This is a genomic window from Candidatus Pantoea floridensis, assembly GCF_900215435.1.
Lineage (GTDB): Bacteria > Pseudomonadota > Gammaproteobacteria > Enterobacterales > Enterobacteriaceae > Pantoea > Pantoea floridensis.
In genome coordinates, this window is the sequence record NZ_OCMY01000001.1 from 2,026,969 (window position 1) to 2,053,221 (window position 26,253).

Sequence of the window (26,253 nt, forward strand, 5' to 3'; positions counted from 1 at the left end):
ACCATCCCTGTCTTCCCCCGCATGATGCGGGGGTTTTTTTTATCAATAACTTACCAACAAAACCACGCTAAAACAGTCAGTTAGTTTGAGTTATTAACCAACAGGAACCAGTTCAAAGCAACTGGAAAAGGGTCGCATTGTGGTCACTGGTGGACACAAGGTGGACACGCTTTCGTGAATGACCCGCGCATCTCAACTTATGGCCGGCTCAGCGGCTTCCTGACGGCTTTTCCCTATCTCAATCGCCTCCAGTCCTCCGCCCAGCGGATTGAGCGTCACAGCGTGCTGGAGGAAGTCTGGCGCAAAGTGGGCGTAAATCATCGTCTGCTCAATTTTTGCATGTCCGAGGATGTCACGCAGGGTAATGATGTTTCCGCCGTTCATCATAAAATGACTCGCGAACGTATGCCTGAGAACGTGTGTTGCCTGGCCGCGCGGTAACTCCGGTACGGCGGTTCTCAGCTTTTCCCTGAAACTCTCGTAATCCACTTTGAACAGCTTGCCACTTCTACGCGAGCCGATGAGTTTTTCCAGCTCATCAGAAATCGGGATAACCCTGTTTTTGCCGTTCTTCGTGGCAAAAAAGTGGATGCGTCCCATACGCACGCGCATTGCATCCAGTTCTGCCGCTTCACTCCATCGTGCACCTGTGCTCAGGCAAACCAGTGCAACCTTTCTTTCATCCCCTTCCAGAACGGCCAGCAGTGCAGTGATCTGATCCGGCATCAGGAAAATGACTTCAGGGTCTGCCTGTTTTAACGGAGGCAGCTTCTGAACCGGGTTAGGCTGGCGATACTCACCGAGCTTAATGAGAGTCGTGAACATGCCGGAAAGGCGATAAACATCACGGTTTATCGTGGCTGGCGAAATCCCATCTGCAAGCCTGGACGTTCTCAGCTGAAGCAGATTCTTTTTGCTGAGCGCGCTAGCCGGCATATCACCAATATGCGCAATGGTCTTGAGCAGGTGCATCCTCTCAATTTTCCCATTCTTCAGCGTAATACCGTGTACTTCCCACCAGTTAGCCAGTAGCTCAGAGATACGCCGGCGGTCTGAAGGTTGTTTAGACCATTCCTCCGGCTCGCTGGCCTTGCTCATTACCCAAAGTTCATACGCCTTCGCGTCTGATTTCCTGCTGAATTTCTTCCGGTATCGCTTTCCTGCTTTACCGGTAGGGCGGATGTCCACCATCCATTGACCATCATCAGTTGGTTTAATGCTCATGGCTGAGCCCTCCTGATTGATGGTGTTGCTTCGTCGTTTGCCGGGCCGGTGTGGCTCAGCAGCCAGGCGGAATGTACAGCTAACCATCCCAGCCTGTTAATTGGCGTTACTCTGTTTTTTCTGGCCCACTGTGTGAGAGAGCCGGCGAAATCTGGCCGGCTGCTTCAGTGGTTTTGCCGATCATCATCCATAACGTGTATTTCTCGAGTCTTGCTGTGCTGACAATCCTCTCAATCGTCTTCAGGCCAACACCATCACCACCTGATTCAATATTTCTCAAGCGGCTTAAAGCGATGCCGCATTCCTTAGCCATCGCGGTTTGAGTGATCCCTTCTGCCATCCTGATGGCGCGTATTTTATTTCCATAGTCCTGAGTCATTTGAACTCCCAAAAGTACCGGATTTATTAACGAGGCTACTGATTAGCAGCATCGGCGTTATCGCCTTCGTCGTCTAAATCTTCAGCACCTTTAGGGGCTATCTGTCCTGCTTCAGGCGCGACCCGATTTGTCATGAGCCAAAGGGTGTACTTCTGGAATAAATCGATTGATAGAAATTTGTCTACAACCTTCAGTCCAGGCTCTTTTAAGTGCGTTTCATAATTTCTAATGGTGCTAAGGCCAAGCCCTGTTAAATCACGAAGTTGCGTTTGAGTAAGCCCCTCGGCAATACGGATTAATCTTAATTTTTCACTGTACGTTGTTGACATGATCTCCTCTTGGAGATTAGATTACTCATCATCTCCAAAAGGAGATTATGAAAGTTAAGCAATAGCCAGTCGCCAATATAAGCCGTAGGAAGCAGTTAGAAGCAGCTGGAACCCAAAAACAGGAGATTATCACATGAGCACGATGAGTGATGGTTTGGAGGTCAAAAGCCTCGCTGACGCAGTTACGTACCAGAAGTTTGGCGAGATGATCGGAAAGCCGGCCAGCGCAATTAAAGCGATGGCTGAGAACAATAAGCTGCCGCTGATTGAATGGCGTAACCCGGAAAACCCTACCGGCCGAGCTGGTGAAAAAATGGTGTATCTGCCTGAATTTAATCGTGCTATGCGCGATGCATATTACTCCCGTCCGACTGAACAACGCGATGCCTGGTTGCTATGGCTGGGTCTTTAAATGTCAGCGGCGCATCAGGTGGTTGAAGTAAATAAGCACGTCAGCCTGTATCGCGGTTTCACAATTCAGCGTTTGCCGCGCAGCGCGGTTGATAAGAATCACCGTTATCAGGTGACAAAAGATGGGATGTATTACGGGCAAGAATTCGCCCAGGCCGAAGCGATACGCACCATTGATGGCCTGCATCATGATCATGAAGTCTGGTGTGAGCGTCTCGGGGTTTCGGTAGTGGTTGGCGAGGTGACGAATTGTTCAGAGCCGATGAATGGCAATTAGCGGTTTACCTCACAGTTCTGGCGTGGGGATTAATTGAGTCGATGCAGCTGATCATTCAGGACATCTGCCGGCGACAACGAGCAAAGCGCTACAAGTCAAGTAAAAAGGGAATCAAAGCAAATGCGTAATGAATACCAGGTATTAAAAAACAACCTTCTCAACTCCTACCACAACAAAGTGATGGTGCTCAAAGCTGCCACTGCTGTTGCGCCGCAGGTGCGTGAGAACTCCATCGCTGATCACGCTTTCCGCTTGAGTATCGGTCTGGAAGGTCTGGTAACTGTCGCAAACGCCTCGGGTGATGCGGAATCTGCTGATGAGCTGGAAAAGGTTGTTGCTCAGTGCAGTCGCGGTGAAATTCCACTGCCGGCCATTGCGTGATAATCCGGCGCGGTGCGCCGGGCTTATCAGGGGCATCATTTTAGAGTGATGCGGCTGATGAGTAACGGAGAATTTATGACTGAAAAAAATTTACAACGGGAGCCAAGGTTATTTCGCGGCGACTATTCAGACATGCAATTGATTTCATGGCTTAACAAATTAGTTTTAGCGCTGGAAATGCCTGAGCAACTTGAAAAGGCTGCTGCGCAGCAGCAGCAGTCTTTAAACCAGACTCAGGAGAAATTAGCTGAGCTTAATATGATGCGCGAGAAGTCAATCTGTAACGAAGTTCAGGATCCCATTCAGCATCAATGAATGAACCAAGTTGATGCTGTGAATATTCCATTTCAGGAATATCACTTTGGTAAGGGTTTCGGATGTCGTCCATTACTTCCGAAGCCAGATTTAAATTATTAATGTCTGTGTGAAGAGTTGTAATGATGTCATCTAAAGAAAACTTTTTGGCTTCAATAGGTGAAATTCTCAGCTTTTCGCAACACATAACGATTGCAGCATTTTTTCCATGAAGGTGATCTGCTTTTGAATTATTGCTTTTTCTGTAGAGGTCCAGCAGTACATCGAATTTCATTAGGAAGAAAGCGCGATGTTTAATGTGCTGGCGTTGAAAGCTATTAATGCCGTATTCATCTAACGAGTGGGCTTTCAAGATGGATTCTTCTAAGCAGAGAAATAACTCGTAGTGACTTAGTGGTTTTTTCATTATGTACTCTCCGTGTGTGTAGTCTCTTGCACCCGCAGGGCATGTAGGTGCAGCAAGAGAAAACATAACACACCATGGGCCGGGCATGGTTAAAAAGCCGGTGCTTATCCGAGGCATCGTTTGCGAGCGGTGCGCCTGATAAGTCTTAGTGAGGTGAGTATGGCTGATATCGAAAATGGAGAAGGGGCGGCAAACCCTTATGCCGCGATAGCTGCCCCATACCTCCGCAAATTTCATAAAACGAGAGTTGAGAAATGCGCGGGAACGCCTCTAGAGCGAGCTTTTAATAAGTTGTCAGCACCAGAAAAAAAGGCCGTGTTTGTGCTTGGAAATGCCAAAGCGGAAATATGGCCGGGGAAAATGGCGAAGCTTGGACATAACCAGATTGAATTTGAATACAGTCAGTTTTCAGAGCAGGAAAAATTAACGCTAATTTCCGGCATGAAATCCCTGAAGGAATTGTCCGACAAGATTCCATATAGCCGGCCCGGTGAAGAAGGTGCCGCAAGGCTTACGGAGCATGACGGCAGAGAAGGAGAAGAGCCCGAAGAGGTGCCGATTTCCTGTGTTACCAACGTTACTGAACCGCCGGATATACATCTGAACGTTCTCGGCTTCTGAATTAAATAAACACTCATTTTTTAATTAGGCGAATTACTCGCCGGGCTTCGTGCAACCTGAAAAAAGGTGACTACATGCAATCAATACCTCGGGCGAAAGTGACGAACTGTGAAAACGTCATGACCTCCATGCTTTCCCAAGCCAATCAGGAGGGCCAGCAGGATAAGGCCTACTCCGTTTCAATCCGCCTCAATGCACTGGCGATCATCATCGTTAAAAACCAGCTTAGCCCCGCTGCAACTTCTGAGCTTCTGATGAAAGAAGCCGCGAAGTATGAAGCTCAGGCTGTAGGGGGGTTGTGATGCCGGACATCATTGATATTGCGCAAGAGCACGCCGCAGAAATGCTGGCGCTTCAGATTGCTGCAGCAAGGCCAAAGTCAGCCGCTGTAAGTAGCACTTTTTGTGAGTCATGTGATGCGCCTATCCCGGAAGCACGCCGCCGTGCGGTTATTGGCGTTTCAACCTGCGCTACCTGTCAGGAAGTAATTGAACACCGCGCTAAGGTCACCGGTATGCGTCAGGGTGGCCGCTCATGAATAAAACCATTCTGAAATGGCCAGGCAGCAAGGCCAAGGTGATGGGTGAACTAAATAAGCACCTGCCAGCTGGTAAACGTCTGGTTGAGCCGTTCGCGGGATCCTGTGCCGTGATGATGAATACGGATTATCCGGCCTACCTCGTTGCTGATATCAATCCTGATCTCATCAATCTTTATCGCCAGATTCAGGAGTTTGAAAAGCCGTTCACCGCATTGGCCGCCAGCGTATTTGCTCAGAACGCCGATGAAGAGAGTTATTACAGTATCCGCAAGTCATTCAACGATGACGCCGGCATGACTCTGATTTACCGCGCCGCATACTTTCTGTATCTGACTCGCCACGCTTACCGCGGGCTTTGTCGTTTTAACCAGCGCGGTGGCTTCAACACACCTTACGAAAAACAGGCTAAGCCATTCTTCCCGGTTGAAGAAATTCAGGCGTTTGCGATTAAGGCGAAACGCGCCACGTTCATTTGCGCCGATTTCACCGAAACGCTGGCGCAGGTCGAAGCCGGTGATGTCGTTTATTGCGATCCCCCTTATGACGGCACGTTCACCCAATATCACACCAATGCTTTCGCCGAAATTCAGCAGCGCCAACTGGCACAGAAGCTGAACAAATTGGCAAATGCAGGCGTGAATGTTGTTGCTTCAAATAGCGAAACCACCCTGATTAAGGACATTTATGCCGAATTTGATCATCACTTCATAACCGCGTCTCGCAGCATCGGTGTTGCAGCTGGCAAGGGTAAAAAAGCGAATGAGATTATCGCGGTTAGTCGCCAGGCTAATTTAGGCGAGGTTGCAGCATGAATCTCGTTGATGCAGTGATCACCAGAGTTATTGATATCAGACCTTATCGTCATTTCTGGTTAGTTGAAGTCGAAGCCAATGCATATGGGCGGCTTGAAACTACGGAGCTTTTAAAAGAAACCGAAGAGTTAGCGAGAAGCGTTAAGCCCGGTGATGTCATCGCTTTATGAGTGAGGCAGCACGCGGCAGAACCGCCCCAACACCTCCGCCATCCTTCCCCGGCAAAGCGCCTGAGCCTGCCGGGGCTTATGCATGGAATGCTGCCAGAGATTCAGCCCAATTTGAGGTTGACCGCGCTCCGGGCGTAATTCGCTACCGTCATGAAGGTAAGTCTCGTTCGGTTGATGTGTTCGACCTGTTTGGTCAACGCAGTGTGCGTGATCCTGAAGAGAGATTACTACGCCGGCGCTTGGAGTCTCTGCCGCAATATATACGCCGTTACTACGCGCAGCGTCTGACCGAAATTCAGGAACAACAGGGTAATAAAAAAGCGGCTGAATGGCTGAAAGGCTCTTTCGGCCGCTTTGTTCTTCCTCGCGTTGATTCAGTAAACGAGCAGTATCAGCCAGACAGTAATATGCCGGCGGTGCTCATGGTATTTCGCGATGATTTTCACCGCATACCATGGGCAGGAAAGCGTGAGCTGAAAAAGCTTTCTTACCGCCTGGCTGATGCTTTGACTAACGAGCTGATGCGCGAAACTAATTATCAGATGGAACAAACCGGTGACGCAGAGTTTTCCATTATCTCTGGCTATGGCCGTGCTGGCTGGCTGATAACTCACCTCAACATGACCGCGCCCGGCTGGCAGCGTTATTGCGCAGAAGAGTTAACCGCAGAAGAAGCGCTTTGCTCAGCTGCGCGTATTGAGTCGCCTTCATGGTGGATGCGCCGGCTGCGCAAAATGCATGACCAGTGGCGTGAGCATCTGATGATCGCTTCAGGATATGTCCATAAAAAAGCGGCTCCGTACTGCAGTGATCCTGCTCTCAATGAATGGGTCGCACAAAAGCGCGCAAACCGTGAGTTTATAAATTCCAGAGATCTCGAAGACCAGGCTACTGGAGAACGCTCGTCGCTAGCTGAAAAAGTAAATGGCAGTGTCGCTAACCCAGCTGTTCGCCGTGCTGAGTTGATGAATCGTATGCGTGGCTTTGAAGATATGGCTAAAGCTGACGGGCTGGCGGGTGATTTCTATACCCTCACAGCGCCATCCAAATATCACTCTATGCAGATGTCTGGTAAGCGTAACAACAAATACAAGTCAGCAAGCCCGCGTGACACCCAGCGTTATCTTTGTAACGTCTGGTCAAAAGTGCGTGCGGCATGGGCGCGCAAGGGTATACGCGCTTTTGGATTCCGTGTCACAGAACCGCACCACGATGGCACGCCGCACTGGCATTTACTTTTATTTTTCCAGCCTGACCGCATAGCTGAAGCTCGTGCGATTTTCCGCGAATATGCCCTTGTTGAAGATGGACATGAGAAAGGTGCTAAAGAGGCTCGCTTTACTGTGGTGCCTATGGATGAGCAGTTCGGTTCAGCAACCGGTTATATCGCTAAATACATCTCAAAAAATATCGACGGTCACGGGATGGACGGTGAGACGGATGATGAGACTGGCGAAGATATCCGGGATATGGCGAAGCGCGTTTGTGCATGGGCTTCACGCTGGCGTATCCGTCAGTTTCAGCAAATCGGCGGCGCGCCTGTCACGGTTTATCGTGAGCTGGGACGACTGCGTGATCGTGAGCTGGTGCTGCACCCGGAAATTAAACCTGCTCAGGAAGCTGCGGGCGCATATGACTGGCCGGGTTACACCATGGCGCAGGGTGGCCCTCTTGTATCGCGCGAGGATCTTCGCGTACGCCTGAATTATGAAACAACCGAAAACGGTAATGACTACGGTGATCACGTCAGCCGGGTTTCCGGGGTTTATTCGCCCTTCGCCCCTCTTCACATCATCTACACCCGCACCACTGAATACAAAATCGTGGCGAAATTAAAAACCGGCACGGATGAGGCTTTTGACGTTTCAGGCGGCATCGCCGCCCCTCGGAGTTCTGTCAATAACTGTACGCGGGAGCCGATACAGGAAGAAAAATCGCCTATTTCAAAGGCGGTAATTCATGATTCTGTGGGTGATAGTGCGCTGGTAAATGCGCCGGTTAGTGAAGTGGTGGCTATTAACTTCGAAAAACTCAGTCGCAAAGAGCGCAGGGATCTAAATCGAAGGCTGCTTTCTGAAGTTCGTGAAGAAAGAAATGCCGATAGAGAACGCCGTGCTGCTCCAATCCGCCAGGCTAAAACTGACCCGAGGGTTCAGCAGCTGGGTGATTTTGCAAAATCAGTTGGGATGGACATGAGTGATAGCCAGTTGCGACTAATGTTGGGTGGGGCAGAGATGAGAATTGATGGGTACATAGTTTCTGCAACAAACCAGGGTGAATTGAAGCGCCGCAAAGATGATACTGCTGGAGTGAAAGCCGCAGGAATCTGGAAGCATATGAAATCTCAGCATGGAATCGATAGTGACGGTATCAGAAATGACCCTGTAGGTAGTTACGCACAAATGCTCAAGCAGGTAGATCCATGCGCGTGGGATCGGCTGTTTGGTGATGGCGCGAAAAAGTAAAAGCGTGTAGCTGCACGGATTAACAGGGTGTAGTGAATTACGCCTCCTCTAGATTGGCACGGAACGGCGGACAGAATGGCGCGGTTTACCATCATCAATAAAATGTTGATGTGCGAATAGAAACGCCTCATTTTCGGTATCAAACATCGCATTATGAATTTCTTCCCAGCCTTTATGACGCTTGTAACGTAAGTCCCATTTTTCGCCGCGAGGCCAGATTACATAGATGGTTCCGGCGCGGGTTTGTGTCGATGATGTGACCGCTCCCCGCAGCGCCGATTAGCGAGCTTTGCGAGTCTGTCGGGCGAGGAAGCGGAAGGGAACGGCTGGCACATAGTGGTGCGAGTGGTACTGGAGTTTCAGGAATATTCCTAAATGGCTTCGCTTGTAGGCTGGCAAGGTTGAACGTTTTTTGATTCCCCGTTATACCGTAGCTGAGTCCAATCCGCCCCCCGGCGAAATCCCCATGAAAATCTACGATACGTATTATGGCCCTGACACATTCGGTCGAATCCGTATGGGTCTGATTACCGAGATGTTTCTGACATACGAGGGTTACCTGAAGCCCGAACTAGGTGATCACCTTCGTATCAGCTGCATGTTCAAAGGTGTTGTGCAGGATACATATACAGTTGTTATCAGTCAGATATCTGAATGCGCTGATGAAGTGGACACGGTGCTTATCCGGGTGATCCCCAAATCACAAAGTGACGAGTCGAAACTCGCAGTGAGATTTACCGATAGCAGCGCTGATAAAGCAGCTTTGAGCAGAGTCCTACATTAAAACAAGAAAGCCCCTAATCAGGGGCTTTTATTTTGAGCGAATTTTATATAGAAGAACTGCTGGTTATTTGATTCTTAACTTAGTGCAGGTTCTTCACATGGATGATTTAAAAGAGTCGCTTAAAAAATATTTTGAAGACAGATTATCGGGTCCTTTATTCGGTTACCTGTTTTTTTCATGGGTTGGATTCAACTGGAGAGCACTTGCTGTGCTGGGGTTTGATAAAAGGCCAGTAGTCGAGAAAATTAAGTTTATTGATGAATCACCAGACCTTAGCTGGCATTTTTGGCTGCCCTTAATGCTGGGCGTGGCGCTGGCATCTGTGTCCCCTTATCTACATCTCGGATTACAGTGGGTCCATAATCGCGCTCTCAGGGCTAAGGATAAAAATGCAACAAATACTGCTCAACGACGGATTCAGTCAGAGCGTCAGTTAGTCAAGGACAGAGTGGTACTCAGAAATGAAGATAATCTGGAGGATTTAAGGCAGAAAACCAGACAGGCCATTCAGGATGCACGCAGAAAGAGAATTGAAGCTAACACGCAAATGATTGTTACCGAAGCCTTAGAAATTCAGAAAGAATCAGCTCGGATTGCTGAGGAAAACAAAGAGATACTTTCATTAAGAACCCAACTTGAAAAGGATTTGGGCCAGATTATTAATGGATTGAAACCCCTTGAGAAAGCTGAAACCGCTGAGGAATTAAGGTTGGTAAGAGGGGTGGCATTAAGCGCACTCCAAAGCATGAGAGACATGCCATGGCCCCAACAGCCTTTGTTCACAGGTGCTACAACTGAGGAGTTCATTAAAAAGGTAAAAGCTGACTCCAAGAAGGCTTACCTTGAAAACAAGTGAATTCGCTGCAAAAAATTGCATTTAAATGCACAGATTCTAGTGGCTTTCCAAATCCGTGTGAGACCTACACCGGCGCGGTATTAGGTTGACTGCAAAAGTGCAAAAAAAGGCACTATTTTTGTGCGCGGGCGAGGCGGGGGAGCAGTCGCGCTCTCAAGGGGGTAGGTATACCCCTTTTATTCGTTGAAATTCGGGCGAAAAACGGAGCGCCCTGACGCGCGCAGGCGTCTGGCGTAGCGAGACGGGGGAAAAACAAAGAGCCCCGCAGCGTGGAGCTGAGGGGCTCTGGTGAGATGGGGTGTGATCTGCGGTGGCGGGATCGGGCGTCAGTCGCCGGCTTTCTCTTCAGCCAGGGCGTAAGGGTTGAACTGGAACACCTCAACGCCGAGCCAGTCGTTGACTGCTTTTAGTGATTCCATGATCGGGTAGAGTTCGTTAATCGCAAACACCCTGGCAGCCTTCACGATGTCACCGAGCCCGCTGGTATTGTTAGGCATGACGCCCATCAGCTGAGGCGGTACGCGGTGGATGGCCAGCATGTCATCACGCGTGGCGTCCTTGATGCCGGTGAACTCATCTTTAGCTGCAATCTGGCTGAACGGCAGGATTTGTAAGCCGTCCTTCTTGCCTCCGGCGGCGTAAACAAACAGGTTCTTAAACGCGCCACCGCCGCGCGCGTCTTTCAGTGAGCGCTTAAGCTTTTCAACGTCTGCGGTGTTTGCCACGGGATCGGTGAGGTACACAATCACGCCAGCATGGCTGCCGTTGATGTAGTAATTGCGGCGGAACAGCGTGGCCTCGCCGTTCAGCATGATGGACTGAAGTGCAGACATGTACTCCGGTGCGCCGTAAATCTCCTGGTGGATGCTGGCGTTTCGCAGATGGAATACCTTGCCGGGCTCAAAGGCGTAATCCTCCTGGTAGTAAGTCACAAACCAGTACTGATCGAGATCCACGCCGCGCCGGGTATACTTCGCCAGCGTGTGCTTCAGCTTCAGCGGCTGACCTAGACGGTTATCGCGCCGCTCAAGATAGGCATCGCCGAACACCAGATAATCCATAACGAATGCGCTCGCGTCCTGACGTGAAAGCATCGGATGCGGTTTAAAGCACGACATAATCACATTGCGTTTAAAGACCAGCGGCGATTCATGGTGAACCGCGCCGGCCAGCAGGCGGGCAAGTCCGTAAGGGCTGATCGGCGGTTCATACCAGCGACCATTGCTGGCGCACTCCATACAGTCCTGAAGGTCGCGCTTGTCCATGATCGACGTAGGTTCGCCAAAGCTGAAAGATTCAATCCCCTCAATCGGCTCAACCATCTCAGCGGCAGGCTGGCTGTTTGCTGGCGTGGTGGTTGTGCTGAACGTTTTTTTATTCCTGCGGCTCATGGTCAAAATTCCTCAACAAAGCTGTCTGTGCCGCTACCGGCGTCATTGCCCAGCGGTTCATTCATAAGTGCGTGCATCGTTGCCCAGGCTAAGTCGCCGTGGCTGCTGCCGCGTGTGCGGTCAGATGCGTAAGAGGTCTGGCCGCTCAGCGTGATGAATTTGCGGATGGTCATGAAGCTGCTGACGATATCCATCATGCCGGCGTCATATTCAAAGCGGCCGGCGCGGATAACCATCTGCGCTTTGAGTACCAGCTGGCGTTTAACCGCCGGGGTATACAGGTGCATCTGCGCAGCAGGGAAGAACTTCAGCACAAGCTGATGTACCGCTGCGCCAATGCCGGTGCCGTCGATGTCGATGTGCTGCACGTTGTACATGCGGGTGAGGCGCTCAATAAATGCTGCCTGCTCTTCAAACTCCATGCCGCGCAGCTGGTGACGCTCAATCACACGGAATTTGCCTCCGGGAACCAGTGGTGGCGAGAGTACGACAAGGCCGGCGCTGTCGCCTTTGTCACTATTGCCGTTGGGATCGTACCCAATCCATACCGGGCGGCTGGCGAGGGGTCGCGGGGCGTAGGGGTTCCAGTCAGGCCAGATACCACTGTATCCATCCACGCCGCAGCCAATCAGGGCGTTGTAGTTAAACGCACGTTCGCCGGCGACGACGAATTTACACATGTAGAGGTTGTCGAAATCCTCATCGCTGTTTTCGCTGCGGATCTCTTCCAGGTCGATGAGCGGGAAGCCCTGATCGATAACGTCCTGCACGGTGACAATCTGACGCCAGATATTGTCACCGCACAGCACGCCATTCTTCAGCGCCTTGTGTGACAGGTCTATCTGCGCCTGCTTGCTCTTTGGCTTGCCCTTGTTGTAAAGGTCACCGTTCCAGAATTTATAGGCTTCGTGCTCTTCTCCGGACGGCGTGGAAAAGTAGGTACGGCGCAGGCCAACCTGCGTTGCCATACCGGCGGCGACTTTACGCAGGTTGAGGAAGTTGGCGACCCAGAACGCCTCATCAAAATACAGGTCACCGGTGTAAGACTGCGCGGTTGCCGCTGAGGTGCCCAAGAAATAAAGCGTTGCGCCGTTGGACAGAATGATCGCATCGCCACCCTTCAGCTCAACGCCGATGCTGCGAGCCAGGAAAATAATGAATTTTTTAAACTGGAACGCCTGCGCACGCGATGCAGACAGGAAAATCTGGTTCGTACCCGTCTCCAGCGCACGCAACAGCGCTTCGCGGGCAAAGTACCAGCTTGCGCCTATCTGGCGGCTCTTAAGGATGAAGCGGTTACGCAGATTGCGCTGCTTGTACCAGCGTTTCTGATGCTCAAACAGCGATTCCAGCACCAGAGTGCGCAGCTCTGTGATCTGCTCCGCCGTGAAGTGGTTCTTCGGCGTCTTTTTCTTCTGCTCCTTGTCCTGTTCCTTCCTTTCATCCCGCGCAAGGCGTGCCAGCTGTCGCCCAAGCAGGTCAATCGTCTTGAAGTCGTGGGCGGATAAATCCTCTTTCTCAATCAGCCGCAGATAGCGGACATCGGTACGCTCAAGCGCCCGCTGGATGGGCGTTGATTTGTCCCATTCATCGCGGCGGCGCCAGGAATAAAGCGTGTTCGCCTTCACCCCAAGTCGCTGGGCGATTTGCGGGATGCTGTATGCCTGCCAGTAGAGGGCTTTGGCTTCTGTGCGGGGATCGAGTGCTGTTTTCATGGGTACAGGCTATCGCGCCCGCGCGAGGTCGAATATCGCCGGCGGTTGTCACAGGCGCCTCACAATTCCCTTATGTGGCGCGGCTTTGCCCGGTTTCGGAAGATAGGGGCACAGGGTGAAAGCACCTTAATCAACCGGAGCAAAGAGAATGCCGAAGTCGAAATTATTCCGCGTAGCCGTCGAGGGTGCGACATGCGATGGGCGCCAGCTGGAACGCCAGCACATTCAGCAAATCGCAGATACCTACAACCCGCAGGTTTACGGTGCGCGCATCAATCTTGAGCACCTGAAAAGCCTCAGCCCTGACAGCACATTCCGCATCTACGGTGATGTCGATAGCGTTCAGGCCATCGAAATTAAAGAGGGGCCGCTTGCCGGCAAGCTTGGCCTGTATGCCCTGAACGACGGCACTGATGATCTGGTCACCCTCAATAAGTCCCGCCAGAAGGTTTACAGCAGCATTGAGTTTGATCCGAATTTTGCTGACAGCGGCAAAGCCTACTTGATGGGGCTGGCCTTCACTGACAGCCCGGCAAGCCTGGGCACTGAAATGCTTCAGTTCTCCTCAAAGGCCGCAGTCAATCCGCTGGCTAACCGCAAAACCAACAAAAACTGCTTCTTCAGCGAAGCGTACGAAACCGCGATTGAGTTCGAAGCTGAAGTTTCGGAGACAGACGGCGGGAAGAAGTTCTTCTCCAGAATTAAAGACCTTATCACCGGTGGCGAGCGCCGTTTCTCCGCAGAAGCTGGCGTGATCCGCGAGGCGGTAGAGATCGTTGCTGAGTCACAGGGGCAGGTGCTTGACCGCGTCGAAGCGCTGAGCCAGCAGCAGGGCGGCATGGCAAAGGCGGCCGATGTTGCAAAGCTGACCAGTGAACTGGCCGAGCTGAAAACGCAGCTGTCGTCTCAGGATGGCAGTTTCAGCCAGCGTCCTCCGTCTTCAGGCGGTAACGGCGTGGATGCATCGCAACTGGCTGACTGCTAATCCGGCAGCCAGGTAAAACCGAAAAAACGATTAAGGAATAGTGAGATGAAATTAGAAACCCGCAAGCTGTGGGATGGCTACAGCCAGCGTCAGGCTGAGCTTAACGGCGTACCGATTCACCATGTAAACACCCACTTTGCGATTGCACCGAGCGTATCGCAGACGCTGGAAAATAAGGTGCAGGAATCCAGTGAGTTTCTGAAACAGATTGGTATTTACCCTGTGCCTGAGCAGGAAGGCGAAAAGTTAGGGTTAGGCGTGGGTGGCCCGGTATCCAGCACCAATGCCGGCAGCACCGTGCGCCGTGATCCGCGCTCAGTTCAGACGCTGGACAGCGATAAATACCGCTGCGAGCAGACCAACTTTGACACCTACATTTCTTACGCGCAGCTGGATATGTGGGCCAAGTTTCCTGACTTCCAGCAGCGCATTACCAATCAGCTGGTTAACCGCCGTGCGCTGGATCGCATCATGGTCGGCTTCAACGGTACGAGACATGCAGATAAATCAGACCTGACGGCTAACCCGCTATTGCAGGATGTGAACATCGGCTGGCTACAGAAATACCGCGCCAACGCGCCGCAGCGCGTGATGTCTGGCGTCACGCTGACCAGCCGCGATGAGTCAAACAAAATCATCGGCAAAGGTGACTATAGCAACCTTGATGCGCTGGTTTATGACGCCACCACGTCACTGCTGGATGAGTGGTACAAAACCGCGCCTGATCTGGTGGTCATTACCGGCCGCAATATCATGACGGCGCGTGAGTACCCGCTGATTAACGGCATCAGCGATAACAACCCGAACAGCGAAGCGCTGGCCGGTCAGCTGATTGTGTCGCGCAAGTCGATTAACAACCTGCCAACCCTGATTGCGCCGTTCTTCCCTGAGCACGCCATGCTCGTGACCTCTCTGCGTAACCTGTCGATTTACTGGCAGGAAGAAAAGCAGCGCCGGATGTTGAAAGAAGAGCCTGAGTTCAACCGTATTTCGACCTATGAGTCATCGAATGATGCCTACGTGATCGAAGACTACGGCTACGGCTGCCTGATCGAAAACATCACCTGGGCAGAAGCTGCCGCAGGTGGCGCGTAAACCACGTTGAGCCGCCGGGCGAACCCCGGCGGACTGGGGGAAACATGCTGACACCTGCACGCCGCCATTTTGAATCGGTAATGGCGCAGAACCGCGGCACTGCCGCAAACACGCTGGCAGACCTTACGGCCTATGAGCAGATGCTTCATCGCCTGCGCATCGATAAAAACCGTTTTCGTGGCATCCAGAACAACAAACTCAAGGCGGAGACCAAGGCCGCATCAACTATTTCAACTGATATCACGCTGAGGGAGGGCTCATGAGCGGAGTTATCGACCTATCACAATTGCCGGTGCCGGATGTCGTTGAGGTGCCGGATTATGAGGCGCTGCTGGCTGAGCGCAAAGCCTATTACGTCTCGCTCTTTCCAGCCGATCGGCAGACGGCCGTGGCGCAAACGCTGGAGCTGGAATCGGAGCCGGCAGCGAAGCTGTTACAGGAAGGGTGCTATCGGGAAATTCTGCTGTGCCAGCGCATCAATGAGGCGGCAGTGGCAGGCATGGTGGCTTTTTCTGCGGGTGCTGACCTGGACAATCTGGCCGCTAACAACAACGTGAAGCGACTGGTGATTACGCCGGCAGATGAAACGGCAGTGCCGCCGGTTGAGGCAGTGCTTGAGGGTGACAGTGATCTGCGCCCGCGCGTGCCGGCAGCGTTTGAAGGCCTGTCAGTTGCGGGGCCGACTGCGGCCTATGAATTCCACGGACGCAGCGTCGATGGCCGCGTGCTGGACATCTCGGCGACAAGCCCGAGCCCTGCGGTGGTCGTGATCACTGTGCTGAACCGTGAAGGCGATGGCACAGCACCGGATGATTTGCTGAGTGCAGTGAACGTTGCACTGAACGGTGAAGAGGTGCGCCCCGTGGCTGATCGTCTGGAAGTACAGAGCGCGGGTATTCAGAGCTATCAGGTAAAAGCCAAGCTGCATCTGTTTGACAACGTGGCAAGTGCCCCCTGCCTTGCAGCTTCGAAGGCAGCACTGGCGGCGTATCTGGTTGAGCAGAGAAAGCTGGGGCGCAGCGTGCGCCGGGATTCCTATAGCGCCGTGATGCGCGTGGCCGGTGTGGACTGGGTTGAGCTTGCCGAGCCAGCTGAGGATCTCATTTTTGACCGTACGCAGTCCGGGAACTGCACGGCGGTTTCCATCGAACTGGCAGCGGATGAGGTGATCACATGAGCCTGATAAGCGGCCTGCTGCCACCGACTGCGACTGAGACTGAAATCCGCCTGGCGGAAGCGCGTAGCGGGCTGAGTGCGCTGAAAGTGCCGCTGCGCGATATCTGGAATCCTTACACCTGCCACGTCTCATTACTTCCCTATCTGGCGTGGTCACGATCGGTTGATCGCTGGGATGAAGGCTGGACTGAAGCTGTAAAGCGTCAGGTCGTAATCGATGCGTTTTTTGTCCACCGCTTCAAGGGAACCATCAGCGCCATCCGCCGGGTTGTTGAGCCTTTCGGCTTTCTGATCCGGGTTAAGGAATGGTGGCTGACGGACGATGAGCCGGGCACGTTCAGGCTGGACATCGGCGTTGAAGAGCAGGGCATCACTGAAGAGACCTATCAGGAGCTTGAACGGCTTATCAGTGACGCGAAGCCGTGCAGCCGACACCTGCTGGGAATGTCTATCAATCTTCAGGTAACAGGATCGCTGCCTGTATCGGTGGCGAGCTACAGCGGCGACAGCGTGACGGTTTACCCGTATACGCCGGAATTAATTTCTGTGGGCGGGACGGCTTGGCAGGGCGGCACTGTCCACATTATCGATGAAGTTAAGGTGAACGCATGACAGCAAAGTATTTTGCAATTCTGACCAATGCAGGCGCGGCAAAACTTGCCAACGCAGCTGCGCTTGGCACTCAGGTAAAAATTACAAAAATGGGCGTTGGTGATGGTAATGGGGTTTTACCAACGCCAGACCCCGCAAAAAATGCGCTTATGCGGGAGGTGCGCCGGGCTGCACTTAATTCACTCAGTATCGACCCTGATAACGGTAATCAGATAATTGCTGAGCAGATAATCCCGGAGAGTGAGGGCGGCTGGTTCATTCGTGAAATAGGCCTTTATGATGATACGGATACACTGATTGCGGTCGCTAACTGCCCGGAAACATATAAGCCGCTTCTTGCTGAGGGGTCCGGGCGTACGCAGACTGTACGCATGATTATCATCGTCAGCAGTACTGAAAGCGTAACGCTGAAAATTGATCCGTCTGTGGTGCTGGCGACGCGAAAATATGTAGATGATGCAGTGATTGAGGTTAAGGGCTACACCGACAACGTAATCAAAAACCACGTCGATGCGTCTAACCCGCACAGTCAGTATCTGCAAATAGCGAATGCACTGAGTGAAATTAAAGATGATGCAGGCCTGATTGCCACCGTTCTCAAAAACCTTGGTATTAGCGAAAGGTTCTCCGGCCGATTTATCAACCGGCAGATTTTTACCACACCCGGCGCAATTAACTACAAACCCACGGCAGGAACAAAACGAATCAAGATCATCATAACCGGCGGCGGTGCGCGCGGTTATGGTTTCCTTGGATGGGGTTCGGATTATCGTGCGCGTGGTGCCGGTGGTGGTGCGGGCGCGACAGCTATTGCATGGCTGGATGTTGACGATACCAAAACGTATCCGGGCGTGGTGGGTCGAGGCGGTGACGATACAGTGACCCCAACCAGCAGCACATTTAATGGCGTGCTGACGGCTGCAAACGGTGCCGTCCCTGCAACTGGCGGTGACGGCGGACGTGGTGGCGTCGCCGTAGGCGGAGACATCAATCTTCAGGGTGGTGACGGCAGTGATTCACCCGGTCTCATCAGCACAACAACAAACGTGTATCGTGGTGGCTCAGGTGATGGTGGCGTGAGCTACTGGGGCGGAAGTATGCGCAGTACTGAAAATGCAACGCTTGGCCGCCAGGTAACTTTTGGTGCAGGCGGGGGCGGCAGTACTCGAGATAATCCCTTTATCGGAAACTTCGGCTCCCACGGCGTGATTTATATTGAGGAGTACACCTGATGAAAACTTATGCCCGTATTGAGGAGCAGCGCGTCGCGGAAATCGTTTCTCTCGACGTGAAGCCTGAAAAGCTCTATCACCCATCGTTGGTATGGGTGGACATTACCGCACTGGCTGAGCAACCAGACTTGAACTACCTCTACAGCGACGGCGTATTTACCGCGCCTGTCATTGAAACAGAAGACGCCGTATTTATTGCTAACAGCCGACTTGCAGCTGAAATGGACGAAGCTAACCGGACAATTGCACCGTTGCAGGATGCAGTGGACATAAGCATAGCGACAGTCGAAGAGACGGCGCGCCTTGCTGAGTGGAAACGATACCGGGTGGCACTGAGCCGGGTTGACACAACTAAAGCACCTGATATTGACTGGCCTGAAAAGCCTGCATAAGAACAAAGCCCGCACTATCGCGGGCTTTTTTTAAAGAGGTTTTTGCGGCCAGCTGATATCGGTTGCGCCATGAATATTTATTGCCTGTACGGCCTGAATGTACTGCATCCATTTTGTCAGTGATGCCTTATCACCGTCAGTGATTAGGCCCAGCAGCAACTGTGTCTGCCATGCCTGCGTCAAGCTGCTGGCCTCACTAATACGGGCTGACTTCTCTGCCTGCGCCGCGATGATAGCCGCCGCCTGCTGCGCCTGTACGTCAGTTATCCATGCTTCCCCGTTCCAGACGTCAAATGCTGTCGCAGGTGGAATGGACGTCGTGCCTTCCGGGTAGTCGCCGGGCTGAGTAACCACAACCTTTTCCCCCGTTGCCGTGCGGTAAACCATTTCACCGCGATGATCGGCAACCTGCTGCCAGCCCACGCCTGAATACACGCTGACCATGCCCGCAACGTTTGCAGGCGGCGCATCGCTCGTAGAGTTAGCCGGAATGCCTACTCCCTGAGGAAGATACTCGTCAGACGAGCCTGTAAAAAGCCCGCTTTCAGGATTAAAGTTATAAATCGTCATCAGCCCGGATGATTTCGCCAGCCCGTCATTATCCAGTGTTACTTTTTTTATTGCGGCCATTATGCAGCCCTCACAATGTAGTTAAACGCCACGTTACGCGGGCGGTTCTCAACGGCAGTAGGTACTACGAGAGATGCATCGAAAGTGGTATTAACTTCTCCTCCTGCTGTCCCCGCAGCACTCGTGCTACCCGCCGTATTGATGTACGTGAAAGCGCCACCCCACGCTGCTTTTGAATCCCCACCATAGTCGTAACCCAAGAACTTGCCGGTTATGTTTCGAATCGCGTCGCCCTGTTGAGAAAGAAGCGCACGCCCTGAGTCGACGCCGCGTCCATCATCCCAGCCGCGAATAAACTCGCCGCGAAGATCGGTCAATGTCAGCCCCGGATAAGCCAGAGCCAGTTTTGGATATAACGTGCCGCTGAAACTTGCTCCGTTGCTTTTCAGAAATACCATGCCAGACATGGATGCAAACAGCTCATTGGGCATTTTCGTATGGGGCCAGGGAAACGGCGAACCTATTACGGGTGAGCCTTCGCTTAAACCAAGGTTTTTGAGAAAGATACTCCTGGTACTGATTGGCGGCCCGCTGGCACACTTCGAGGCTTTTAACGGGATGAGTCCATGCTTATTGGCTATATCAGGGTGTCAACAAATGAACAGAATACGGATTTACAGCGTAACGCGCTGAAGAGCGCAAATTGCGACCTGATTCTGGAGGATAAAATTAGCGGGAAATCCCGTGACAGACCGGGACTCAAAAAGGCGCTGCACACGCTCGGGCAGGGAGACACTCTCGTTGTGTGGAAGCTTGACCGGCTGGGGCGCAGTATGCAGCATCTGGTTATGCTTACCGAGGAGTTGCGCACACGAGGCGTTAACTTTCGCAGCCTGACCGATAGCATTGATACCATCACGCCCATGGGGCGATTCTTTTTCCACGTCATGGGCGCGCTTGCTGAAATGGAGCGCGAATTGATTGTTGAGAGAACGCGCGCCGGATTGGCTGCGGCGCGCTTAAAAGGGCGTATTGGCGGCAGAAAAAGAGTAATGACTGAAGAAGTAATTGCCAGGGCGGAAAGAATGCTGATAAAGGGAGCAACATTGCATCAGGTTGCACTGGTTTTAGATGTTTCAGTTAAAACACTTTACAAGTACATTCCAGCAGCTCGGCGGCGAGAGCTTCAAAGTATGTAGTGAGAATGATAAAAGCCCGTAGGTAGCGGGCTTTATTTTATCAGGGATTCACCATCGACAATACGTCACTGATCGTTATGCTTCCTAGCCCTTCACGAATATCCTCGCTCTGCTTTTTCAGCGTCAGCGTAAATTCAATTTTCTGTGCTTTGCCGTCTTGCATAAATTCCGTGCGGTTCTCCCGGATGCTGGTAATAGCGAACATGCCGTAAATTGTGCCGGTTCCTTCTATCAGGGGCCATGCTTTGCCGCCATATGCCATCGTACGAAGTGCGGCGAGTGAAACATCACCGCCGGTAATTTCAGGGTACAGCGTACCGGTGAGCGTGATCGTATCCTCCCCCGCCCCGATGTACTGCCATTTTGCCGATTTACCGACCCGGTCATTTTTAACGTGGCGGAATTCGGTCTGCTGTTCCAGCGACTGATAAGGCGCGGTCTGGCGCATGAAAACGAACATGCCATAAATCATCATCATAAAATCACCTATTCTCTGTCACGCAGCTGGGAGCGGCGGCGGTTGTCACGCTCGCGCAGCAGGTTATCCAGCTCGCGGCGGAGGGTTGTTGCCAGGCTCTTTTCATCCATCCTGGCGCTTTCGTAAAAATTCATGGTCAGGTTGAAGACATCGCCGCCAGCTGCCGCGTTGATGGCTGCCGAGTTAAAGCCGCCCGGTTTTGACCTTGCTGCAGGTGTGATCGGAACGGGCATCGCGGCTGAAAGTGCCCGTGTTGGCCATGTCGCAATGCCGCGCACCATATCGCCTACGCGCTGGGTAATTCCGGCCATGCTCGATGCGCCGGCGTTTACTGTCGGCTCCCGCCAGTCGCCCACAACCGGCATCACCGGCGGATGGTCTTTAAAGACGATGTCACCGAGCTTGTTGGGATCGCGGGCGGCTGCGCTGACTTCCGTGGCGCTGTCGGCTGCGCTCTTTTTCTTTTTGCCGGGGTTGGTGCCCTTCAATGAGTCGTAAGTGACCTTGCCGGGAGGTGGCGCAATTACGGCACCCGGCGGTGTGGCAGGCGCGGGGATCGGTGGCTTAGCCGGTGGCGTAACGGCAGGGCCGTTTTGCGGCGCAGACTGGCCTGCGGAAATTACTGCCGGCGGTGGTTCTGGCTTCCACTCCTGCGCGACCATCTTTTTCTGCTTGGCGTCCCACACGTAAACTACTGGCGCTTTCGGCTGTGCCGGCGCGACAGCATTCATGGTGTTGGCAACCTCCTGGGCAGCGTTGGCCGCTTCAGGAATGGCGCCCAGTTTTTTCAACAGCCAGCCGATGCCTTCCGCCACCTTCAGGATCACACTGAGCACGCCGGAAACCGCCGTGCCCACAACCACGCCAAACGTCTGGCCGGCTTCGGTGCATTTCTTCAGGGTTTCGGCTGAGGCGTTGACCGGTTCAAACAGGCTTTTAAACCAGCTCCACACGCCGGAAATCGCCGTGCCGATGCCGTCAAAAATCGGGGCCAGCGCCGCGAATGACTGTCGCACCGGCGCAAGCCCGGCCAGCAGGCCATCAAAGAAGCCGCCAAAGAAGGCTTTGATCGGCTCCCAGTATTTCCAGATGAGCAGGCCAGCGCCCACGATAGCGGCAGCAATCAGGCCGATGGGGCTAAGCAGCATGGTAAAGCCACCGCTCAGGAGGCTGATCGCACCGCGCCCAATCGCGGCGAAGCCGGAAAAGTCGCCGGCCATCGCGGTGACGGATGCTTTAACCACGGCACCCAATCCGCTGAATCCACCACTGATGAGGCTGAGTGATCCGCGTGCCATTGTCACGAGGCCAGTGAAGCCGCCAGACATCAAGCGGAATGCGCCGCCGGCAAGTTTAGCAAGCCCGCTGAATCCTCCGGCACCGCTAAGCAGCGTCAGGCTGAGTCGCATCGCCGCAATCGGCACGATGACCGATCCCACTGCCAGCGCAAGAGCGCCGAGGGTGGCAATGATGACGCCAATGATCGCTGCGGTTTTCATGAGTACAGCGACTACCGCAGGGTTAGCTTCAACCCATGCGCGGAAGCTTTGCGTGACTTTGGTAACGTAATTGATGATGCCCAGTGCGGGGCCGCGTAAGGTTTCCCCCAGGCTGCTAAAGCTGTTATTCATCGCCGCTTTAGCAATCAGATACTGCGCTGAAATCGAATCTTTGTTGATGTCGGATTCGCGGCGCATTGAACCTTTTGCGGCTTCTCCATTCACCAGCGCAAGCTGCCTATAAAGCTCCGGGAGTTGGTTGGCTAACGTGGATGCGTTTTTGCCGAACTCCTTACCAAAAATCTGAGTAAGCACAGATGTACGGTCAGAGTCTTTTAGCTTATTGGCCGCTTCAAGCACGGTGATGATTGTGCCCATGGCATCAACCGGCATCGCTTTCTGAATTTTATCTGCACTCAGACCCAAAGCATTGAGGCCTGCCATAAAATCGCCGCCCTGCATTTTGGCGATCGAAAGTTCTCGCACCATTGCATTTGTTGCACTGGCGGCAATTTCGGGCTCGGCACCGAGCGTCAGGAAAGTAGAACCCAGTGCTGCGGCTTTTCTATAGTCCAGTTTGTCGGCAATGCCGCCCACGCGTTTCAAAACGTCAATTATGTCTGCACCCTTAGACTTGGCATTATCGTCCAGGTAGTTCAGGGCATCGCCAAGCTGCTCAATGTTTTGCGTGGGGATTTTATAGAGGCCAGCTATTTTCCCGAGGTTTTCCGCAAGCTCACCGGCAGGGAGGTCAAATGAAGTTGCCGCCATGGCTGCGGTTGTGGCAAAGCTCATCAGGTCTGCTTTTTGTTTTGCCCATGGGTCATCGCCGTTCGATACGCCCATACGTGCGCCACCTGCCACTAACGCAGCGTAGTCTTCTGCACCGTTTTGAAGGGGAAGCTGCTCACTGGCCGCCTTAATGGCTTTTTGCAGGTCGTAGTATTGCGCCGTGCGCTGGCCGTTGCCGTCCCGCAGGTCATTAACCTGTTTGGCGACATCCTTCATGGCGTCTTCCATGCTGGCGTAATTCATCAGCACTTTGACTTCAGGCGCAATAGCCACTGTGCCGGCGGCGATGGCTTTAATGCCGCCACCGGTCAGGCTGTCGCGGCGCTCTTTGGCGCGATCGTAATTAGCCTGGGCACGGCTGACCGCAGCCAGGCGGCGCTGCTGCTCGGAAAGCTGTCGGTTGTACTCACCCGTTCGACGGCTGATTTGATCGGTGGCGCTGGCACCCGTTTTCAGCACGATGCCATGGCGAACCATGGAAGAACTGAGGGCGCCCAGCTTTGCCTGCTCTTCATTCTGCGCACGCGTCAGCTGGCGAATGGCTTCAGATTGCTGCTTGAGTGCGGCGGTCTGTTCATCGGTGCGCTGTTTGGCTGGGCCGTAGCTGTCACGCAGCTCTTTAGCTTTGTTCTTGGCTTCAGCCAGCTGTTGTGTGGTCTTCTGCGCGGCGCGGGACAGGCGGTCAAAGCTTGAAGCGTTGCGCTCCATGCCTTTCAGTGAGGATTGAGTGTCACGAATCTGGGAGGCCAGCGCAGCCGCGCTTTTCTGCGCAGCGCTGGCCGGGCTGGTAAGTTTGTTTACCGCGCCAAAGGCAACGCGGATATTTAGGTTACGGTCTGTCATTCTTCGCTTCCGCTACGGGCTACCGCACGCGAATGCCATTCCATAAGCTCATTCACAGGCATGGCATCAAATGCGGACGGTGGCCAGTGAAAGATAACGGCGATATCTGCGATCAGTTCATCGGTCAGAACCGCCGGGCACTTAATTACGCGTCTGCCGCTTCGGTCGTGTTCGTCTCCGAGGACGGCGCTAAAAAATCAGCAACCTCTTTCGCCAGGGCACCAAAGTCGCGTACGTCCATCATGGTCACTTCGGCTTCAGTCAACGCCGGGCTGGTCACGCGTGGCAGCAGTTTAATGAGGGAGTCAACGTCACTCATCATCACGTCATACAGCTTCAGGCCTCGCAGTGAGCCCGCGTGTTTCATGGTTTCGGTGACAGAGACTTCTTTAACATCGCCGCTTTTGCGGATAATCGGGGTAATCAGAACAACCTTGCCCATGGCAGATATCCTTTTTTTTGACCGGCAGCAGTGCTGCCGGAGAGTTAATTAATCAGGGGTAAATCAAAGACCGATATTGGCGCGGTGCTCAGCCAGCATGTCAGTGCCGTCAACCTTCCAGATCATGTTAAGTAGGTCGATTTCAAACAATTCATCGCCGCCTACGGTTATCTTGCAGTAGGTGTTTTTCAGCGTGTATTTGTGCTGAGTGTTATCACCCTGCTTGGCTGATCCCCAGTCCATTTCAGTCACGCGCCCGCGTGTCTGAATTTCACAGGCGACGGTCTCACCGGTGGCGTCATCGGAGTACGAGCCGGCAAATCGCAGCTGTGTCCCGTCGATGTTGGCACCGTAGGTTTTCAGCACCTCGATTGAGAGGCCGCCCATGGTGAGTTCCATATCCAGTGCGCCGGCTTCAAAGCCAAGGAATACAGACGCTGCGCCAACCATGCCGCCGCCCTGATATTCCTCCATCTTGCGTGTGAGCTTTGGTGTGCTCAGCTCTTCAGCCTGGCCGAGAAAGCTCAGGCCGTTCAGGAAGGTGTTAAACAGAAATAGTTTTTTGGGTAATGACATTGATGGCTCCCGTTACGCCGCAAGCTGATCGAATACCGCAAAGTATTCATCGGTGAATTCCTGTACCAGACCCAGCTGCTCAAGCGGCGGAACCGGCGTATATTTGTAGCGAATCTTCAGCTTGCCATCGCGCAGATCGCCCGTGGCGTTATCGTTTTTGTCATACCAGCAGCTGAAGCCCAGCAAGCGCCCCGCAGTAACCAGCGCTGAACCTTTCTGATTGATGCCGTCGATAATGTCTTTCACCAGTGATGGCGTAAGCGGCTTATCGATGTAGCCAAAGTGCGCTTCAGCAATCATGTCGGCCATGATCTGCGCGGTGCGGGTATAGCTTTCAAACGTGTAGGTTTCGGCGTCACAGGTACGCGAACCCCAGAAGCGGAACCCGCCGCGCTTAATCAGCGTGGTGATGCCGTTGCTGTTAAGTTCGTCTGCATCCGTGTCTGTGCCCTGAAGCGACCAGTACACATCAGCGGAAATACCCAGCACGTTATTCACAACCACGTTAGAAATTGTCTTGTGCCAGCCCTGCTCAGCGTCAATTTTTGCGCGCAGGCCGATAGCGTATGCGGTGGCGGGAATGGTTTCGTTTTTGGCGCTCGCAGAGTTATAAGCGATGAATGACGGCCAGATGATCATCAGTTCACGCTGCGCAAATGTCTCACGATAGGCTTTTGCTTCGGCGATGGTGTTGCAGTTGTAAGCGCTGACATAGGCGAACGCGCGGAGCTTTTCCGCAATGACGCCCAGCTGTGCGGCAACCGCTTCGGAATCCAGTCCCGGAACGGCCAGCACGCGCGGCGTTTCGCCAACGCTTGCCGGTGCAGAAAGCAGCGCAAACATGCCTTCATAGCGGCCAGCAGCGTTAACACCGCCGATGATCAGCTGTTCCTGCGTAGGTGCAGCTTCGCCATCAGCCGGCACATAGGTTGTAGCATCCGGCACGCGGATAACGATAACCTTCGGGCTCGCCTGGTCAGAAATGGCTTTCAGGGTGGTATACAGCGTGCCTTTTTTTCCGGCTTTGCCGAGTACGCTGCTCACGCGGGTAACAAGAACCGGCGTGTTAAGCGGGAACGTTGTCGCGTCTGCGTCATCCGCGATACAGACCACACCAATGGTTGATGTGTCGATATCACGGATTAGCGTGCTGAGGTCGGTGGTTTCCGTCGTCTTCACGCCGTGGTGATAAGTGTCGCTCATGGTCTCATTGCCTCTCGTTGATGAGTGAATTAATCATCAACTTCTGCCCCCCTGATTTCACGCGCAGGCGGTTGTCACATAC

34 protein-coding genes are annotated in these 26,253 nt (G+C 53.1%); 20 read left to right on the plus strand and 14 right to left on the minus strand.

All coding sequences use genetic code 11. The features are described 5' to 3' along the window. Positions 1–192 precede the first annotated feature (192 nt). The 3 genes from CRO19_RS09470 to CRO19_RS09480 form a co-directional block, all read right to left on the minus strand. A complete protein-coding gene (locus CRO19_RS09470; RefSeq protein WP_097095608.1) occupies positions 193–1,224 on the minus strand; it encodes a phage integrase in 1,032 nt (343 codons plus the stop codon). Between the two features lie 106 nt (positions 1,225–1,330). Further along, positions 1,331–1,603, minus strand: a complete 273-nt coding sequence (locus CRO19_RS09475) for a helix-turn-helix transcriptional regulator (protein ID WP_097095609.1) — start codon at positions 1,601–1,603, stop codon at positions 1,331–1,333. A gap of 35 nt (positions 1,604–1,638) precedes the next feature. Next, entirely contained in the window at positions 1,639–1,932 is a 294-nt protein-coding gene (locus tag CRO19_RS09480) for a helix-turn-helix transcriptional regulator (RefSeq protein ID WP_097095610.1), read from the minus strand. A gap of 133 nt (positions 1,933–2,065) precedes the next feature. Here CRO19_RS09480 and CRO19_RS09485 point away from each other — a divergent pair, with 133 nt between their 5' ends. The 4 genes from CRO19_RS09485 to CRO19_RS09500 all read left to right on the plus strand — a co-directional run bounded on the left by CRO19_RS09485 (position 2,066) and on the right by CRO19_RS09500 (position 3,316). Then, on the plus strand, positions 2,066–2,344 hold the full coding sequence (locus CRO19_RS09485) for a Cox family DNA-binding protein (RefSeq protein WP_097095611.1): 279 nt from the start codon (positions 2,066–2,068) through the stop codon (positions 2,342–2,344). Beyond that, positions 2,345–2,620 carry a hypothetical protein gene (locus CRO19_RS09490; RefSeq protein ID WP_176519143.1) on the plus strand — a complete coding sequence of 92 codons (276 nt, stop codon included), beginning with the start codon at positions 2,345–2,347 and terminating at the stop codon, positions 2,618–2,620. A 120-nt stretch (positions 2,621–2,740) separates the two neighbouring features. Continuing rightward, positions 2,741–3,001 carry a hypothetical protein gene (locus CRO19_RS09495; RefSeq protein ID WP_097095612.1) on the plus strand — a complete coding sequence of 87 codons (261 nt, stop codon included), beginning with the start codon at positions 2,741–2,743 and terminating at the stop codon, positions 2,999–3,001. A gap of 75 nt (positions 3,002–3,076) precedes the next feature. Next, on the plus strand, positions 3,077–3,316 hold the full coding sequence (locus tag CRO19_RS09500; RefSeq protein WP_097095613.1) for a hypothetical protein: 240 nt from the start codon (positions 3,077–3,079) through the stop codon (positions 3,314–3,316). Here CRO19_RS09500 and CRO19_RS25850 read toward each other — a convergent pair. Further along, positions 3,255–3,722 carry an ECs1072 family phage-associated protein gene (locus CRO19_RS25850; protein ID WP_176519144.1) on the minus strand — a complete coding sequence of 156 codons (468 nt, stop codon included), beginning with the start codon at positions 3,720–3,722 and terminating at the stop codon, positions 3,255–3,257. The two genes, CRO19_RS09500 and CRO19_RS25850, sit on opposite strands and share 62 nt — an antisense overlap. A gap of 159 nt (positions 3,723–3,881) precedes the next feature. Here CRO19_RS25850 and CRO19_RS09505 point away from each other — a divergent pair, with 159 nt between their 5' ends. The 8 genes from CRO19_RS09505 (at position 3,882) to CRO19_RS09535 (ending at position 9,971) form a co-directional block, all read left to right on the plus strand. After that, a complete protein-coding gene (locus CRO19_RS09505) occupies positions 3,882–4,343 on the plus strand; it encodes a hypothetical protein (RefSeq protein WP_097095614.1) in 462 nt (153 codons plus the stop codon). Between the two features lie 74 nt (positions 4,344–4,417). After that, a complete protein-coding gene (locus CRO19_RS09510; RefSeq protein WP_097095615.1) occupies positions 4,418–4,645 on the plus strand; it encodes a DUF2732 family protein in 228 nt (75 codons plus the stop codon). Beyond that, positions 4,645–4,881, plus strand: a complete 237-nt coding sequence (locus tag CRO19_RS09515; RefSeq protein WP_097095616.1) for a TraR/DksA family transcriptional regulator — start codon at positions 4,645–4,647, stop codon at positions 4,879–4,881. The genes CRO19_RS09510 and CRO19_RS09515 overlap by 1 nt, the downstream gene beginning before the upstream one ends. Next, on the plus strand, positions 4,878–5,696 hold the full coding sequence (locus tag CRO19_RS09520; RefSeq protein ID WP_097095617.1) for a DNA adenine methylase: 819 nt from the start codon (positions 4,878–4,880) through the stop codon (positions 5,694–5,696). The genes CRO19_RS09515 and CRO19_RS09520 overlap by 4 nt, the downstream gene beginning before the upstream one ends. Then, positions 5,693–5,866: a hypothetical protein gene (locus CRO19_RS26090; RefSeq protein ID WP_176519145.1), complete on the plus strand. Its 174-nt coding sequence runs from the start codon at positions 5,693–5,695 to the stop codon at positions 5,864–5,866. The genes CRO19_RS09520 and CRO19_RS26090 overlap by 4 nt, the downstream gene beginning before the upstream one ends. Beyond that, positions 5,863–8,331 carry a replication endonuclease gene (locus CRO19_RS09525; RefSeq protein WP_097095618.1) on the plus strand — a complete coding sequence of 823 codons (2,469 nt, stop codon included), beginning with the start codon at positions 5,863–5,865 and terminating at the stop codon, positions 8,329–8,331. The genes CRO19_RS26090 and CRO19_RS09525 overlap by 4 nt, the downstream gene beginning before the upstream one ends. 466 nt (positions 8,332–8,797) lie before the next feature. Further along, entirely contained in the window at positions 8,798–9,115 is a 318-nt protein-coding gene (locus CRO19_RS09530; protein ID WP_097095619.1) for a hypothetical protein, read from the plus strand. Between the two features lie 97 nt (positions 9,116–9,212). Then, positions 9,213–9,971 (plus strand): hypothetical protein, encoded by a 759-nt coding sequence (locus CRO19_RS09535; protein ID WP_097095620.1) that lies wholly within the window; start codon positions 9,213–9,215, stop codon positions 9,969–9,971. Positions 9,972–10,297: 326 nt separating this feature from the next. On the opposite strand, the gene CRO19_RS09540 is transcribed toward CRO19_RS09535, so the two are convergent. Together CRO19_RS09540 and CRO19_RS09545 are read right to left on the minus strand one after the other, a co-directional pair. Then, entirely contained in the window at positions 10,298–11,362 is a 1,065-nt protein-coding gene (locus CRO19_RS09540; RefSeq protein ID WP_097095621.1) for a phage portal protein, read from the minus strand. A gap of 2 nt (positions 11,363–11,364) precedes the next feature. Continuing rightward, positions 11,365–13,077 (minus strand): terminase large subunit domain-containing protein, encoded by a 1,713-nt coding sequence (locus CRO19_RS09545; RefSeq protein WP_097095622.1) that lies wholly within the window; start codon positions 13,075–13,077, stop codon positions 11,365–11,367. Positions 13,078–13,225: 148 nt separating this feature from the next. Between CRO19_RS09545 and CRO19_RS09550 the strand changes: the two genes are divergently transcribed. From CRO19_RS09550 to CRO19_RS09580, 7 genes are read left to right on the plus strand one after another with little or no spacing between them, the layout of a single operon-like run. After that, positions 13,226–14,062 (plus strand): GPO family capsid scaffolding protein, encoded by an 837-nt coding sequence (locus CRO19_RS09550; RefSeq protein WP_097095623.1) that lies wholly within the window; start codon positions 13,226–13,228, stop codon positions 14,060–14,062. Positions 14,063–14,107: 45 nt separating this feature from the next. After that, complete coding sequence (locus tag CRO19_RS09555; RefSeq protein WP_097095624.1) at positions 14,108–15,157, plus strand: phage major capsid protein, P2 family; 1,050 nt, start codon at positions 14,108–14,110, stop codon at positions 15,155–15,157. A gap of 44 nt (positions 15,158–15,201) precedes the next feature. Beyond that, the gene (locus CRO19_RS09560; protein ID WP_097095625.1) at positions 15,202–15,420 is read left to right on the plus strand and encodes a phage terminase small subunit; all 219 of its coding nucleotides are present in this window, start codon (positions 15,202–15,204) and stop codon (positions 15,418–15,420) included. Then, complete coding sequence (locus tag CRO19_RS09565; protein ID WP_097095626.1) at positions 15,417–16,334, plus strand: baseplate J/gp47 family protein; 918 nt, start codon at positions 15,417–15,419, stop codon at positions 16,332–16,334. Before CRO19_RS09560 ends, CRO19_RS09565 begins: the two co-directional genes overlap by 4 nt. Before the next feature lie 5 nt (positions 16,335–16,339). Then, positions 16,340–16,945, plus strand: coding sequence for a phage tail protein I (locus CRO19_RS09570; protein ID WP_320204510.1), 606 nt, complete (start codon positions 16,340–16,342; stop codon positions 16,943–16,945). Continuing rightward, the gene (locus CRO19_RS09575; RefSeq protein WP_097095628.1) at positions 16,942–18,177 is read left to right on the plus strand and encodes a phage tail protein; all 1,236 of its coding nucleotides are present in this window, start codon (positions 16,942–16,944) and stop codon (positions 18,175–18,177) included. Before CRO19_RS09570 ends, CRO19_RS09575 begins: the two co-directional genes overlap by 4 nt. Then, the gene (locus CRO19_RS09580; protein WP_097095629.1) at positions 18,177–18,569 is read left to right on the plus strand and encodes a tail fiber assembly protein; all 393 of its coding nucleotides are present in this window, start codon (positions 18,177–18,179) and stop codon (positions 18,567–18,569) included. The genes CRO19_RS09575 and CRO19_RS09580 overlap by 1 nt, the downstream gene beginning before the upstream one ends. 30 nt (positions 18,570–18,599) lie before the next feature. Here the strand turns inward: CRO19_RS09580 and CRO19_RS09585 are convergent, their stop codons facing one another. Next, positions 18,600–19,199: a tail fiber assembly protein gene (locus CRO19_RS09585; RefSeq protein ID WP_320204470.1), complete on the minus strand. Its 600-nt coding sequence runs from the start codon at positions 19,197–19,199 to the stop codon at positions 18,600–18,602. Next, complete coding sequence (locus CRO19_RS09590; protein ID WP_320204471.1) at positions 19,199–19,606, minus strand: phage tail protein; 408 nt, start codon at positions 19,604–19,606, stop codon at positions 19,199–19,201. Before CRO19_RS09590 ends, CRO19_RS09585 begins: the two co-directional genes overlap by 1 nt. Before the next feature lie 159 nt (positions 19,607–19,765). On the opposite strand from CRO19_RS09590, the gene CRO19_RS09595 reads away from it, so the two are divergent. Continuing rightward, positions 19,766–20,338 (plus strand): recombinase family protein, encoded by a 573-nt coding sequence (locus tag CRO19_RS09595; protein ID WP_097095631.1) that lies wholly within the window; start codon positions 19,766–19,768, stop codon positions 20,336–20,338. 40 nt (positions 20,339–20,378) lie between these two features. On the opposite strand, the gene CRO19_RS09600 is transcribed toward CRO19_RS09595, so the two are convergent. From CRO19_RS09600 to CRO19_RS09625, 6 genes are all read right to left on the minus strand, one after another. Next, a complete protein-coding gene (locus CRO19_RS09600) occupies positions 20,379–20,816 on the minus strand; it encodes a phage tail protein (RefSeq protein WP_097095632.1) in 438 nt (145 codons plus the stop codon). A gap of 8 nt (positions 20,817–20,824) precedes the next feature. Continuing rightward, positions 20,825–23,950 carry a phage tail tape measure protein gene (locus CRO19_RS09605; protein ID WP_097095633.1) on the minus strand — a complete coding sequence of 1,042 codons (3,126 nt, stop codon included), beginning with the start codon at positions 23,948–23,950 and terminating at the stop codon, positions 20,825–20,827. Continuing rightward, complete coding sequence (locus CRO19_RS09610; RefSeq protein WP_097097625.1) at positions 23,947–24,063, minus strand: GpE family phage tail protein; 117 nt, start codon at positions 24,061–24,063, stop codon at positions 23,947–23,949. Before CRO19_RS09610 ends, CRO19_RS09605 begins: the two co-directional genes overlap by 4 nt. A 32-nt stretch (positions 24,064–24,095) precedes the next feature. Beyond that, the gene (locus CRO19_RS09615) at positions 24,096–24,392 is read right to left on the minus strand and encodes a phage tail assembly protein (RefSeq protein ID WP_097095634.1); all 297 of its coding nucleotides are present in this window, start codon (positions 24,390–24,392) and stop codon (positions 24,096–24,098) included. Between the two features lie 63 nt (positions 24,393–24,455). Further along, the gene (locus CRO19_RS09620; protein ID WP_097095635.1) at positions 24,456–24,968 is read right to left on the minus strand and encodes a phage major tail tube protein; all 513 of its coding nucleotides are present in this window, start codon (positions 24,966–24,968) and stop codon (positions 24,456–24,458) included. A gap of 12 nt (positions 24,969–24,980) precedes the next feature. Beyond that, the gene (locus CRO19_RS09625; protein WP_097095636.1) at positions 24,981–26,171 is read right to left on the minus strand and encodes a phage tail sheath subtilisin-like domain-containing protein; all 1,191 of its coding nucleotides are present in this window, start codon (positions 26,169–26,171) and stop codon (positions 24,981–24,983) included. Between the last annotated feature and the right edge of the window lie 82 nt (positions 26,172–26,253).